General features: G+C 67.8%; 12 protein-coding genes. 3 read left to right on the forward strand and 9 right to left on the reverse strand.

Features of this window, described 5'->3' with window-relative positions:
- Nucleotides 1-2: 2 nt before the first annotated feature.
- The 4 genes from WKC72_RS30145 to mdo form a co-directional block, all read right to left on the reverse strand.
- On the reverse strand, nucleotides 3-1,190 hold the full coding sequence (locus tag WKC72_RS30145) for an iron-containing alcohol dehydrogenase (RefSeq protein WP_304627234.1): 1,188 nt from the start codon (nucleotides 1,188-1,190) through the stop codon (nucleotides 3-5).
- A gap of 138 nt (nucleotides 1,191-1,328) precedes the next feature.
- On the reverse strand, nucleotides 1,329-2,864 hold the full coding sequence (locus tag WKC72_RS30150) for a VWA domain-containing protein (RefSeq protein ID WP_370180622.1): 1,536 nt from the start codon (nucleotides 2,862-2,864) through the stop codon (nucleotides 1,329-1,331).
- 2 nt (nucleotides 2,865-2,866) lie between these two features.
- The gene (locus WKC72_RS30155) at nucleotides 2,867-3,973 is read right to left on the reverse strand and encodes an AAA family ATPase (protein ID WP_370180623.1); all 1,107 of its coding nucleotides are present in this window, start codon (nucleotides 3,971-3,973) and stop codon (nucleotides 2,867-2,869) included.
- 106 nt (nucleotides 3,974-4,079) lie between these two features.
- Nucleotides 4,080-5,351 (reverse strand): NDMA-dependent methanol dehydrogenase, encoded by a 1,272-nt coding sequence (gene mdo / locus WKC72_RS30160; protein ID WP_037244517.1) that lies wholly within the window; start codon nucleotides 5,349-5,351, stop codon nucleotides 4,080-4,082.
- Between the two features lie 322 nt (nucleotides 5,352-5,673).
- Here mdo and WKC72_RS30165 point away from each other — a divergent pair, with 322 nt between their 5' ends.
- Nucleotides 5,674-6,729, forward strand: a complete 1,056-nt coding sequence (locus WKC72_RS30165; protein WP_037244515.1) for a ferredoxin--NADP reductase — start codon at nucleotides 5,674-5,676, stop codon at nucleotides 6,727-6,729.
- Between the two features lie 6 nt (nucleotides 6,730-6,735).
- On the opposite strand, the gene WKC72_RS30170 is transcribed toward WKC72_RS30165, so the two are convergent.
- Together WKC72_RS30170 and WKC72_RS30175 are read right to left on the reverse strand one after the other, a co-directional pair.
- Nucleotides 6,736-7,332 (reverse strand): CHAP domain-containing protein, encoded by a 597-nt coding sequence (locus tag WKC72_RS30170; protein ID WP_370180624.1) that lies wholly within the window; start codon nucleotides 7,330-7,332, stop codon nucleotides 6,736-6,738.
- A gap of 25 nt (nucleotides 7,333-7,357) precedes the next feature.
- Nucleotides 7,358-8,149: a DNA alkylation repair protein gene (locus WKC72_RS30175; protein ID WP_370180625.1), complete on the reverse strand. Its 792-nt coding sequence runs from the start codon at nucleotides 8,147-8,149 to the stop codon at nucleotides 7,358-7,360.
- A 109-nt stretch (nucleotides 8,150-8,258) separates the two neighbouring features.
- On the opposite strand from WKC72_RS30175, the gene WKC72_RS30180 reads away from it, so the two are divergent.
- Together WKC72_RS30180 and WKC72_RS30185 are read left to right on the forward strand one after the other, a co-directional pair.
- Nucleotides 8,259-8,624 carry an SPW repeat protein gene (locus WKC72_RS30180; RefSeq protein WP_025432213.1) on the forward strand — a complete coding sequence of 122 codons (366 nt, stop codon included), beginning with the start codon at nucleotides 8,259-8,261 and terminating at the stop codon, nucleotides 8,622-8,624.
- An 86-nt stretch (nucleotides 8,625-8,710) separates the two neighbouring features.
- Entirely contained in the window at nucleotides 8,711-9,364 is a 654-nt protein-coding gene (locus tag WKC72_RS30185; RefSeq protein ID WP_009479291.1) for a TetR/AcrR family transcriptional regulator, read from the forward strand.
- Here the strand turns inward: WKC72_RS30185 and WKC72_RS30190 are convergent.
- The 3 genes from WKC72_RS30190 to WKC72_RS30200 all read right to left on the reverse strand — a co-directional run bounded on the left by WKC72_RS30190 (nucleotide 9,352) and on the right by WKC72_RS30200 (nucleotide 12,647).
- Nucleotides 9,352-10,125, reverse strand: coding sequence for a glutamate racemase (locus WKC72_RS30190; protein ID WP_037244503.1), 774 nt, complete (start codon nucleotides 10,123-10,125; stop codon nucleotides 9,352-9,354). The two genes, WKC72_RS30185 and WKC72_RS30190, sit on opposite strands and share 13 nt — an antisense overlap.
- A 32-nt stretch (nucleotides 10,126-10,157) precedes the next feature.
- The gene (locus WKC72_RS30195) at nucleotides 10,158-11,339 is read right to left on the reverse strand and encodes an NAD(P)/FAD-dependent oxidoreductase (RefSeq protein ID WP_370180626.1); all 1,182 of its coding nucleotides are present in this window, start codon (nucleotides 11,337-11,339) and stop codon (nucleotides 10,158-10,160) included.
- A 108-nt stretch (nucleotides 11,340-11,447) separates the two neighbouring features.
- Nucleotides 11,448-12,647, reverse strand: coding sequence for a DDE-type integrase/transposase/recombinase (locus tag WKC72_RS30200; RefSeq protein WP_255221699.1), 1,200 nt, complete (start codon nucleotides 12,645-12,647; stop codon nucleotides 11,448-11,450).
- Nucleotides 12,648-12,767: the final 120 nt, after the last annotated feature.

Below are 12,767 nucleotides of genomic sequence, written 5' to 3' on the forward strand. Positions count from 1 at the left end.
GCTCACAGCGCAGTCCGGAACAGCGCCACCATCTGCTCCTGGGTGGCTGTGCGCGGGTTGGTCGACATACACGCGTCGCGGAGCGCGAACTCGGCCAGGCGTGACAGATCGGCTTCGCGAACGCCCAACTGCCCCAGACCTTTCGGAACTCCGACCTCGCGGGCGAGGCGTTCTACCCGGTCCGCGACCGCCAGAGCAGCCTCCTCGGGTGTTCCTCGGCGCTCCTCGAGACCGAGAGCGGCGGCGATGGCGACGAAGGGGGTGGCGTCGTCGGTGGCGTTGAAACGGATCACGTGCGGAAGGAGAATGCCGTTGATGACTCCGTGCGGCAGGTCGAGCAGTCCCCCGACCTGATGGCTCATCGCGTGCGCGGCACCGAGAATCGCATTGGTGAACGCGAGGCCGGCTTCGAGACTCGCCTGCGCCATGACGGCGCGCGATTCCATCTCCATCGGCTCCTCGATGGTGCGGACGAGGGTGTCGGTGACCAGCCCGACCGCGCGGAGCGCATGGTGGTCGGTGAGCGGGTTGTGGGCCAGCGACACGAACGCCTCGATGCCGTGAGTGAGGGCGTCCAGGCCGGTCGCCGCATTGAGCCACTCCGGCATGGTGGTCAGCAGCCTGGGGTCGATCACGGTCACGTCCGGCACGAGCGCGCGGCCGATGATGGTGATCTTGGTTCCCCGCCTCGTGTCCGTGACGATGCAGAACTGCGACACGTCGGCGCCCGTACCCGACGTGGACGGCACCATCACCAGCGGCGGGATCGGACTGGTGGCCTGGTCGACTCCCTCGTAGTCGAGGATGTTGCCCCCGTTCGCGGCGAGCACCGCGATGCCCTTCGTCGCGTCGATGACCGAGCCGCCGCCCAGGGCGACGAGGACATCGCACTCGCCCTCGCGATACGCGTCGTGCCCGGCCGCGATCTCGTGGTCCTTGGGGTTGGGCGTCAACGCGCTCCACACGACGGGGGTGAGGCCCTGCTCGCGCAGCTGATCCTGAAGTTCGGCCGCCCAGCCGGCGTCGATCAGACCGGGATCGGTGACGAGCATCGGCCTGGCCCCGCCGAGCCGGAGTACCGCGTGCGCGGCCTCGACCATCGACCCGATACCGAACACGATCTCGGGTGCATGGAATTTCACCAGCCGGCCCGGGGCGGTGGTGCGGGTGGACGGATAGGACACGGACAAGTCGACACTCCTCCCGACACCTGCGTGCATGTGATCCAGATTACAAGACCCTGACCTAGACCTTACGGTCCGGGACGAGCTCCCACACCCACCGAAGGACAGGCACGGTACCTACCCGATCGGGTAGGTGGACGGATCTCACCGCAGCGCGTGTCCCAGTTCGGCGGCGCGGGACATCAGCTGGGCGGCATCTCGCGCGACGACGACACGGTCGCAGATCTCTGCGTACTCCGGCATCGCGCACGACGCCTGATTCCAGTACCGCTCGGGTTCCGGGGTGATCCAGGCCAGCCGGTGTACCTTGCGACGCAGTTCGGCGAACTCGTCCACACCCGGGGGCAGGCCGTTGCACCGCCCGTCGCCGACGACCACCACCGAGGTGCGGGAGTTCACGTCGGTGCCGAACTCGGTCAGCACCTCGGAGAAAACCTTGCCGTAGTCGCTGCTCGCCTCCAGATCGATGCGCGGGTCGGCGAGCACCGATGCGAGCGCGTCGTCGTCGGTCCCGGCGAGGAGGGTGTCCGTGACGTCGACGGGCCGGTCGACGAACGCCAGGACCTGGCAGCGGCTCGCCCGGCGGTGCATGGCCTGTGCCAGCCGGAGGGTGAAGGCGGTGACGGGTCGTACCGACAGCGACACGTCCGCGAGGATCAGCACCCGCACCCGGTCCGGGCGGGGCGCCTTCACCATGAGGTGGAAGGGTATGCCGTCGGTCCGCAGGCTCGCGCGCACGGTCCGGCGCATGTCGAGCCGGCCCCGCGCCAGTTCGCGCGGGCGGGGACGCGAAGGCCCGCGCATCCGCCGAAGCACCTCGTAGCACGCCTGATTCACTTCGGCGCGGGTCGTGGCCGCCACCGTGCCGCTCGCAGTCTCCGGTCCTTTCGCAGGTCCGGCGGTCAGGTCCCGGGCGTCCGCCAGCGCGCCGACGAAGGCCTCCACCGCCTCCGCCAGCCGGTTCAACTGGGCCGCGGTGAGAGGCTCGACCCCATCGGAATCGGCGTAGACCTTGCTCGGGTCGTAGGCGTCGAGCCACGCGAGAATCGACTCCGGATCATCCCAGGACAACGATCCGACGACGGCACCGCTCGTCGACGACGCCAGGTCACCGACGGCGGCGCTCGCCGCCCGCTCGACCTCCACCGTGTACGTGACGCCGCGTCGTCCGGATTCGGCTTCCGAATCGACGGACAGATCCGCGTCGCTCGACGTCATGCTGACATCGTCGTCGTCCTTGTGGGGGTTGAAACCTTTCTGCGCCTCGGGGGTGTCGAAGTGGTCGCCCACCTCGGCGGCGCGCTCGTTGTATTCCGCGTACGGGGCGGTCTCCGCGTTGTCCGCCACCTCCAGCGCGGAGGGCCGGCCCTCCGCGAACTCGGTCCGGGACGGGGGACGCGCGTCCGGTGCCGCGTCGCGGACCGATGCGAAGAACACGTCGAAGGCGCGGTCGAATCCAGCCTGCTCGTACGTGTACTTCGCGCACACCGCGCGCAACGACGCCCTCAGTGTGGGCAGGTCCCGGCCGCCGACCAAGCCGAACACCCGGCGAACCTCGATGACCTCGGCGGGCGACGCGGCGACGCCGTAGCGGCGCAACACCTTTCCGAAGGACGCCGCGAGAACGTCGAGGAGTTGCGCGGGAAGGGACGGGGAGGGGTCGGGCTGCGGGCGGAGCATCGTCAGCGCCTGCCCTGCCGGCCCGCGCCGATGCCGCCACGGTCGCGGCCACCGTGCCCGCGGAATACTGCCGTGGTGGTGTTGGCCGGCCGCGATGCGACCGTCACCCGCTCCACCGGCCCGGCCGGAGCGGTCTCCTCGACCTCCGCCGGGAAAGGCTGATCGCCGGACAGCCGGGTGCGGACCAGTTCGACGTCGCTGGTGTACTTGAGCAGGGCGGTGAGCAGGATGTCTCGGACCGCGGCCTGCGAACTCACGGCCACCCCCGTCGACTTCAGGACCACCGCCGCCCGCGCCGCGTCGATGACCTCCGCGATGGACGGACTCTTGCGGAGCGGCAACTGCCGCAACGTGCGAGCCAGATCCACCACCTCCGCCGCGACGGTGTCCTCGACCTCGGGGGCCTTGGCCGTCACGATGTCCCGCTCACGCTGCGGCGTCGGGTAGCCGAGGTGGTAGTGCAGGCAGCGACGCTTGAGAGCGGGTGACAGTTCGCGAGTGTCGTTGGACGTCAGGATCACCCACGGCGCCGACCGCGCGGTGAACGTCCCCACTTCAGGAATGGTGACCTGCCCCTCCGCGAGAACTTCGAGGAGCAACGCCTCCATCGACTCCTCGGTGCGGTCCACCTCGTCGACGAGCAGCACCACCGGGTCCGGCGACAGGATCGCCTCGAGCAGCGGACGGACCGACAGGAACTTCTCCGAATACAACCCGAAATCCTGCGCGGCCAGGAACTGCGACGCCTCGGCGACGTCGTCGAACGCGGCCATCTTCTCACCGATGCGGTCGCGCAACATCTGCACGTGCAGAAGCTGTTTCGCGTAGTCCCACTCGTACAGGGCCCGGTTGTCGTCGAGACCTTCGTAGCACTGCAGCCGGACGAGCTTTCGCCCCGACGCCGCGGCCAGCGACTTCGCCAGCTCCGTCTTGCCGACGCCGGCAGGCCCCTCCAGCAGCAGCGGGCGTTCGAGCGCGGTCGCCAGGTGGACGACGACCGCGAACTCGTCGTCGGCGATGTAGTCGACCTCGCGCAACGCCTCCTTCAGTTCCGCGCCGTCGGCGAAGCGGATGTCCTCCGGTTCCGGGGCTGTGTGCGGTGCAGTCATGATCGGGGCGTCCGTCCTTCGTCAGCGGTGTGGTGGTGGGAACGCATCCGGGGCGGGGCCGGGCTGGGGTGAGGCTCCCGCCCCGGACGCGAGTTTCTGTGATCGGTCAGTACGCGCTGTTGATCGCGTGATCGACCACGGGGATCATCGACTCGACCGTCACCTCGCGCGGATTGCCCGGCGTGCACCAGTCGCCCTGGATGTGCTCGGAGATGGCCCGCACGGTCTTCTCGTCGCCCCGGATGGTGTCACCGCGACCCTCGTACTTCTTGGTGTTCATCTGGTTCTTGTCGTACGAGTCGGTGCGCACCTGACCGAAGTTGTCCGGAATGCCGACGTCCTTCGCCAGGCGGATGGCCGCCTCGACCGCCGCGTCCGCGGCCTGCACCGTGGTGAGGTTTCGGGTGTCGACCCCCAGGGCGCCCGCCAACTGGGCGTAGCGCTCGTACCGTGACGGCAGGTTGTATTCCCAGACACGGGGCAGGGCGATGGCGTTGTTGAGCCCGTGGTGGCTGTCGAAGAACGCGCTGACGGCGTGCGAGATGGAGTGCACGATGCCGAGGCCGCCGGAGTTGAATGCCTGGCCGGCGATGTACTGCGCGTTCATCATTCCCTCGCGGGCCTTCAGGTTGCGCGGCTCGAACACGGCCTCCCGCAGGTTCTTCGCGACCAGTTCCACCGAGTAGATCGCATTGCCGAGCGACGGCGCGAAGTCGAGACGCGACACGTACGGCTCACTGCCGTGCGCGAGGACGTCGAATCCGCAGTACGCCGTGAAGTGCTGGGGGCAGGTGTAATACAGCAGCGGGTCGTCGATCGCGAGGGTCACGATGGTCGCCTCGTCGAATCCCACCCACTTGTGCGGGTTGTTCATGTCCGACGTATCGGTGATGACATACGCCCACGACGTCTCCGAACCCGTACCGGCCGTGGTGGATACGGCGATATGCGGCGGGTTCTCCTTGTTGGTGGACTTCGCGAATCCCTCGAACTCGTTGATGTTGCGGCCGTCGTGCGCGACTACCACACGGGCGCCCTTGGCGGCGTCGTGACTCGAGCCGCCGCCGACGGAGATGATCGAGTCGCACTTCTCCTTCTGGTAGAGCGCGGCCGCCTCCATGACGTTGTAGTCCTTGGGGTTGGACTCGACCTTGTCGAAGAGCACGACCTCGACGCCCTGGTACTCGATCTTGCCGACCAGTTCCTCGATGATGCCCGAGCCGCGCAGGCCCGTGGTCATGAGCAGGGTCCTCTTGAATCCGAGGTTCTTCGCCTCGACGCCGATGATGTCGTGGGCGCCCACTCCCATCAGTGCCCGCGGGAACGGGTGGAATTCCTTGATGGGGAAGTCCCAGATCTGGTTGAGCTCGATGGCCATGGCCGTCTCCTCGATTAGTCGATGTCGGATCTGAAGCGTTGTGGAAGGGGACGCAAGTGATGTGATCGGCGTCTCACCTGGAACCCACTGTGACCTAGTTCGGACCCCGGATACAGGCCTGCGGGGCCGAACCGTCCGACCGCGGCGCACAAACTGCCCGAACGGGCAGGTGCGGCCGGGCGGAGCCGGAGGGGGCGGCACTCGATAGGCTGTCCACTTCACGCGGAGCACACCCGCTAGGCAAAAACTAGAACCTGTTCTATATTTGGAGCAGGCAAGCGAGCGTTCCGGCGCTGCGAAGTACGGAAGGACTGCACACACGATGACGACTGTCGAGGTGCCGCACAGCTCACGATCGGTGGTGCTCACCGTGTCGGGCGTGGTCGAGGAAACCCCCGACTCCCTGTCACTGGTCTTCGACGTGCCGGCAGACCTCGCCGACAAGTTCGCCTACAAGCCGGGCCAGTTCCTCACCCTGCGCATCCCCAGCGACCGCACGGGATCGGTCGCCCGGTGCTACTCGCTGGCCAGCTCGCCGTTCACCGACGACGCCCCCAAGGTGACCGTCAAGCGGACGGCAGAGGGTTACGGGTCCAACTGGCTCTGCGACAACGTCGCCGTCGGAGACACCCTCGAAGTCCTCCCCCCGTCGGGAGTCTTCACCCCCAAGTCACTGGACCACGACTTCCTGCTGTTCGCGGCAGGCAGTGGCATCACTCCGGTGATCTCGATCCTCAAGTCCGCCCTCACCGAGGGGTCCGGAAAGGTCGTGCTCTTCTACGCCAACCGCGACGAGAAGTCGGTCATCTTCGCGGAGGAACTCCGCACGCTCGCCGGCCGGTACCCCTCACGGCTCGTGTCCATTCACTGGCTGGAGACGGTCCAGGGACTGCCCGGCGTCGATCAGCTCGCCTCCGCCGTCGCGCCCTACCTCGGGCACGAAGCATTCATGTGCGGACCGGCGCCGTTCATGGACACGATCCACAAGGCCCTCGCGGACGCCGGGATGCCGCGCACCCAGGTGCACGCCGAAGTGTTCAACTCGCTGGCCGGCGACCCGTTCCGTGACGCCGACGTCGTGGAGGTCACCGAGGACGAGGCCGCCGACGCCGCCACCGTGGAGGTGGAACTCGACGGCGAGATCCACAACCTGAGTTGGCCCCGCAAGCAGACCCTCGTCGACATCATGCTGGCCAAGGGAATCGACGTGCCGTACTCCTGCCAGGAGGGCGAGTGCGGGTCCTGTGCGTGCACCGTACTCGAGGGCAAGGTCGAGATGGAGAACAGCGAAATCCTCGACCCCGAGGACATCGAGAGCGGCTACATTCTGGGCTGCCAGGCCCGGCCGGTCACCGATCACCTCAAGATCGAATTCTGACGCCCCTCACCCGAGCCGGCCGAAGCCGACGACGGCGGAGTCGCTCGACCAGTCCACGGTGTGCACGCGGATACGGCCGAACTCGTTGCCGCCGACCGTCGTAGCGGTGTCCCCGTCGACGGCGACGACGATGTTGGTGTGCTGGCCGACCCAGCTGCTGTTGTCGTAGAGCACGACGTCCCCGGCGTTCGGGCGGTATCCGCCACCGACCTCCTCGAAGCGCGCCTGCGACTCGTAGTACTCCTGCAACGTGTAGACCCCGGGGATCCGCCAGTGCCCGGAATTCGGATTCGACAGCGGCCGGCCTGCTTCCCGCATGATCCAGCTGACGAAGTCCGCGCACCAGGGCTCCTCGACCCCTTCGGCGTAGAACGTGCCCGGCCGCTGCCCGCCGTGCTCGGCCTCGAGCAGCCCGACGATCCGTGCCTGCTGCGGCGACAACGCGGACGTGTCGACGGCAGGGAACTCTGCGGTGTCCCACGGCAGGTAGCGGTCCGGCGCCAGCCACAACACACCACCCGCCACGACGGCCATCACGGCGACGACGGTGCCGAGGATCAGCCCGGCACGTCGGCGGCGCCGAGTGGGCGCGGTAGCAGTCATGCCACCGAATGTAGCGGGTATCCGGTCACCGCATCGCGCGGTAGCCCGCGCGCTCCTCGGCGGTCAGATGCTCGCACGCGTACGTCAGGGCGGTGCGGCCCATCGCCGCGGCGTGCCGGTCGAGGAAACCGGTGAGCAGGTCGCGATCGACGCGCTTGCCGACCTCGCGCAACATCCACCCCGTCGCCTTCTGCGTGAGGTCGCGGCGATCACCGAGGACGGACTCCGCGACCTCGAGCGTCGTGGAGGCGTCGCCCCGGCGGATGAAACCGAACGTACTGAGCAGCGCGACGCGGCGCCGCCAGAGGTCGTCGTCCGCGGCCAGCGCGAACACCGGGTCGCGCGGCCGGTCGTACAGCCACGCACCCAGGATCCGGTCGGCGGACGAATCCACCAGATCCCAGTTGTTCACCCGTCCCCGCATCACCAGGTCGAGGTAGAAAGACGCGATCTTCTCACGCAGGGCGTCGTCGCCTGCCTTCGCCGCCCGGTCGAACTGCGTCGCGAGTACCAGCAGCCCTGCCAGTCGATGCTCGTGCACCGGACTGTCGAGCAGCACCGTCACTTCCGGAAGGTCCAGATCGGCGTGAGCACGAACCACGCTGCGCGTCGCGGGAACCCGCACGCCGATGAAGACGTCGCCCTCCCCATACTCCCCCGGACCGGTCTTGAAGAACCGTGCCAGATTGATGGCGTCGGCCTTCTTCGACAACTCGCCGAGTGCGCGCTTCACGTCGTCTGCGGTGGACGTCACGAAGACACTGTCCCACAGGACACCGACAGTCGCCCGACCGCGAGAACAAAGGTCACAAAACATGCGCTGACCTGCAGTTCGCGTTATCCGACTGCAACGAGCCAGGTATTGATCGGTCGGTCAATCAGGCGTGTACTCGAGGTGGACACAATCCATTTCGAGGAGGCTGGACATGAGATCGTGGAGTCGTATGCAAGATGTGGTGGCGATCGTGATCGGAGCCTTCGCGGCGCTCTCGCCGTTGTGGCTCGACACCAACAACGCCGCGATGTGGTCACTCATCGTGCTCGGTGTACTCGTGGCCCTCTCCGGTCTCGTCCATATGAGCCGCCCGGAGATGACTGTGGCCGAGTACGCGATGGCCGTCTTCGGAGTGCTGTTGTTCCTCTCCCCGTGGGTGATGAACTTCGACGCATTCACGGGCGCGTCGTGGACCGCATGGGTCGTCGGTGTCCTGGCAGTCGTCGTGGCTGTCACCGGGTTGCCGATGATGAGTTCCCGGATGCACGGACACGGAGGGCTGGCGACACATCACTGATCCGTCAACCACAGCACCGAGAACATCGATTGGGGCGGGGCACAGGCTTACGGCCTGTGCCCCGCCGTTCACGTCCGGAAAGGCCCATGCCAACACCCCATCTCGGTAAGCCCGGTGGCCCCCAACCGCGGAAAGGCCGGCGGCGGCGCAGCGCGAAGATCGACGGCGACGCCCGGGAACTGATTCTCGACGCCGCCGAATCCCTCATCGCCGTACACGGATTCGATGCCACGTCCACCGCATCGATCGCCTCTGCCGCGCACGTCCCGAAAGGACTGGTGTTCTACTACTTCCCCTCCAAGACCGACATCCTGCTGGCGCTGCTGTCCGAGAGACTGCCCACCGAACCCTTCGGCGACGTGGGCCCCCTGGTGACGCCGGGCGACCCCGCCGCCAGCCTCGTCAACCTCGACAACGCGCTGAATCTGCGCGATCACCACTCGTCGGTGATGCGCGTGATCATCTGGCGCGAGGCCGAGACCCACCCGGACGTCCGTGCGCACCTGCGCCGGTTCCGCGACTACCTCAGCGACATCACCGAGCGTCTCCTGCAGGCCAGTTCGCCCTACCCCGTGCAACCCGGGACGCTCCGGGCCTGTGCGACGGCGTGGGTAGCCGCGATGTTCTCCGTCGCGGGCAGCGACCGCCTCCACGACCTCGACGACCTGCCGCGACGGCACGGCGAGGAACTCGACAACGTCGCACGCGTCGTGGCGGCCGGGATGGTTCAGCTCGGCTGAGAACGCCCCGCCGACAACAGCTGACCGGCGGGGAACGCCTCGGCGCTCGCGGGTAGACGTCCGGGCCTGCCGCTGAGGAAGACCTCGACGGTGCCCTCCCCCGCGCTCGGACGGTTCAACGCATCGATGCGGCGGAGAGTCTGCGTCGCCACCGCCTCGGCGCTGTCGAACAACCGCACCCCGGCGGGGAGCTGAGCCGCGATCTCGTCGGCCATCAACGGATAGTGGGTGCATCCCAGCACCACCCCGCCCACATCGTCGGGTGTGCGCTCCACGGCGGAGGCGATGGCTGCGGTGGCCGCGTCCCGCTCGCCGCGGTCGATCGCCTCGGCGAGACCGTGGCACGCGACACCCACCACGGAACTCCCGTTCCCGAACTTCTCGATCAGATCGGCCTGATACCGGCTCGCCGTCGTCGCCGCGGTCGCCCAGACGGCCACCGACTCACATGCGGCAGCCGCCGGCTTGATCGCCGGAACCGTGCCGACGACCGGAACAGCCGGTCCGACGAACTCCCGGACGTGGTCGAGCGCGGTGACGCTCGCCGTGTTGCACGGCAGCACGATCACCTCGGCCCCGCGGTCGAGGCAGCGCTGCGCGGTCGCGAGAACGCGGTCGATCACCCACTGTTCCGGCTTGGGACCCCACGGAGCCCCGTCCGGATCCAGAGCGAGGATCAGATCCAGTTCGGGTCGCAACTTGCGCAGCCACGCCGACGTCGGCAGCATGCCGAGACCCGAGTCGATGAGCGCAACAATCACCCCGAGAATCTATCGCGCCCCCGCCCGGCCGCCTACGCCGACGCGGCCTCGAGGACCTCGCCGATCGGAGTTCCCGCCGCGATCTTGCCCCGCATCTTCATCACGCCGCCCGCCATTCCACCGCCGACGACACCGGCCAGGATGCCATCCCGCTCGTAGTAGGCGAGGAACTTGCGGCCGTCGTCCTTGATCACGTGCACCTCGTCGGTGGCCGCTACCGTGCCCAGTGCCTGGATCTTGATGTCGTACTGGTCGCTCCAGAAGTACGGCACCTGAGCGGCGGCGTTCTCGTCGCCGGTCCCGGTCAACGCCCCAGCGAGGATCTTGGCCTGCTCACCGGCATTGCTCCAGTGCTCGACGCGCTTGCGGCCGCCCACCCGCAGCTGCCACGCGGCCACGTCGCCGACCGCCCACACGTGCGGGACCGCCGTGCGTCCGACGCCGTCGCACACCACACCGTTGGCCAGTTCGACACCCGAGCCGTCGAGCCACGCGGTGACCGGCACCGAGCCGACCCCGATCGCCACGACGTCGACGTCCACCTCGGTTCCGTCGCCGAGGACGGCTCCGGTAACCCGGTCCGACCCCACCAGCGACGTGAGCCCGACACCAGCCCGCAGATCGACCCCCTCGCCGGTGTGCAGCCGGGCGACGAATCCGCCGATCTTCTCGCCGAGCACGGACGCGAGCGGCGTCGGCTGCGGCTCCACCAGCACCACGTCGAGACCACCGACCCGCATGCTCGCCGCCAGCTCGCAGCCGATGAACCCCGCACCGACGATCAGTGCGCGCTTGCCCTCGGCGAGGTCCGCGCGCAACGCCAGGCTCTCGTCGATGGAACGGAGAACGTGGACGCCCGCGAGGTCCGGCAGCCCCGGGATGCGCCGCGGCACGAGGCCGGTGGCGATCACCAGTTCGTCGTAGCCGAGTTCGGTCTCGTCGGCGAGTCTCAGGATGCGGGATCCGGTGTCCACCGAGGCCGCCTCGACCCCCAGACGCAAGTCGATGTTCTTCTCGTCGAAGAACTCCCGCGGCTTGAGCGTGGTGTCGCTCTTCTCCCCGCGCATCACTTCCTTCGACAGCGGTGGGCGGTCGTACGGAAGGTGCGGTTCACCGCCGAGAAGAACCAGGTCACCCTCGTATCCGGCCCGCCGGAGTTCCTCGGCTGTCCGCAGACCTGCCAGGCCCGCTCCCACGATCACAATTCTCTGCACGCGACCACATTATGCGCTCCGCGCCCGTGAGTACTTATTAACCGCGGGCGGTTTGTGCTGTCTACGTAGATGTGAGACACGGGTGTCTACGTAGATGTGAGACAGATTTTAGGCGGGGCGGAGTTTGCCTTGGTAGCGCTTGGTGTGGTCGAGGTGTAGGTGGCCGATCACGTCGCCGTCGGTGGTGTAGGCGGTGACGTGGTCGTCGTCGCGCAGCAGGGTGACGGTCTGCCCGGCCATCTTTCGGCCGACGCTCAGGCGGGCGCGGGAGTCGACGCACACGGTGCCGGTGGAGGAGACGACCAGGGCGTGCACGGTGGCGTCGTGTTGGATCGGAAGGTGCTGTGGCCCACCGTGGATCGCCGCATTCCGCCAGGCCTGCAGCGGTGGCATCTTGACGGCGCTGTGCGGGCGTTCGGTGTTGTAGAACCGCTGGTAGGTCTCGCACAGTTGCTGCAGTTCGGCGGTGGTGGCCGCGGTGGTGGGCCGTGCGGCCAACCATTGCTTGAAGGTGCGGTGGTGGCGTTCGACCTTCCCGCAGGTCTGCGGGTGATACGGGGTGGAGTGGATCAGCCGGGCCCCGGCCTGCTCCACGACCCGGGTGAAGCCGGAGATGCCGCCCTTGGTGCGGCGGGAGGTGAACGCGCTGCCGTTGTCGGCGAGCACCAACGCCGGGATCCCGAAGCCGGTGAACGCGGCGGTGATCGCCGCGATCGCCCCGGCGGCGGTTTCGGCGTCCGCGACCCGGGTGGCGACCAGGGTGCGGGTGCAGTCGTCGAGGACCTCGAAGACGACGACCTTCTCGCCGGTGGCCAACCGGACCTGGGTGGCGTCGATCTGGTAGCAGTCGCGGGGGTTGCGGTAGCAGAACCGGCGGTACGACGATTTCGGGCGTTTCTTCGGTTCCGGGATCACCAGGTCGTAGCGGGAGAGGATCGTGTTGATCGTGGCCCGGGACGGGATGGTCCAGCCCTCGGCGGCCCAGTGGTGTTTGTCGGCGACGGCCTGCAGGTGGTAGGCGATGGTGTCGGCGCCGCGCTCGTGGTGGGGCAGGTTCAGGCGAAGCCGCACGATTTCGATCTCGACCGGTAGTGGGGTGGCGTGTGGGCAGGAGGTGGGCCGGCGGGACCGGGTGGTCCACCGGCCCTCCTCCTCGATCCGTTTCTTGTGTCGGTAGGCGGTGGCGCGGGAGATCCCGTGGTCGGCGCACCAGCGGGCGAAGTTCCCGTCGAACATGTCGGCGCCGGTGGCGTGGGCGAGCACCAGCAGGGCGTGTAGCAGGTCCATGACGGCATCCGTTCCGGTCATGAACCAAGTTCACGACCAGTCAGGTGCCTCACACCTCGTCGACGGCAGCGTGTCTCACATCTGGGTAGACATCATCTGTCTCACATGTCCCCAGACTCAACAAACCGCGGGCGGTTAACA

The organism is Rhodococcus wratislaviensis (genome assembly GCF_041228765.1).
Taxonomy (GTDB): domain Bacteria; phylum Actinomycetota; class Actinomycetes; order Mycobacteriales; family Mycobacteriaceae; genus Rhodococcus_F; species Rhodococcus_F wratislaviensis.

What these genes read in the sequence shown, in the direction of transcription:
- WKC72_RS30150 (WP_370180622.1), bottom strand. Translation starts at nt 2,864, where the DNA reads ATGCTCCGCCCGCAGCCCGACCCCTCCCCGTCCCTTCCCGCGCAACTC.
- WKC72_RS30155 (WP_370180623.1), bottom strand. Translation starts at nt 3,973, where the DNA reads ATGACTGCACCGCACACAGCCCCGGAACCGGAGGACATCCGCTTCGCC.
- mdo (WP_037244517.1), bottom strand. Translation starts at nt 5,351, where the DNA reads ATGGCCATCGAGCTCAACCAGATCTGGGACTTCCCCATCAAGGAATTC.
- WKC72_RS30165 (WP_037244515.1), top strand. Translation starts at nt 5,674, where the DNA reads ATGACGACTGTCGAGGTGCCGCACAGCTCACGATCGGTGGTGCTCACC.
- WKC72_RS30170 (WP_370180624.1), bottom strand. Translation starts at nt 7,332, where the DNA reads ATGACTGCTACCGCGCCCACTCGGCGCCGCCGACGTGCCGGGCTGATC.
- WKC72_RS30175 (WP_370180625.1), bottom strand. Translation starts at nt 8,149, where the DNA reads ATGTTTTGTGACCTTTGTTCTCGCGGTCGGGCGACTGTCGGTGTCCTG.
- WKC72_RS30180 (WP_025432213.1), top strand. Translation starts at nt 8,259, where the DNA reads ATGAGATCGTGGAGTCGTATGCAAGATGTGGTGGCGATCGTGATCGGA.
- WKC72_RS30185 (WP_009479291.1), top strand. Translation starts at nt 8,711, where the DNA reads ATGCCAACACCCCATCTCGGTAAGCCCGGTGGCCCCCAACCGCGGAAA.
- WKC72_RS30200 (WP_255221699.1), bottom strand. Translation starts at nt 12,647, where the DNA reads ATGACCGGAACGGATGCCGTCATGGACCTGCTACACGCCCTGCTGGTG.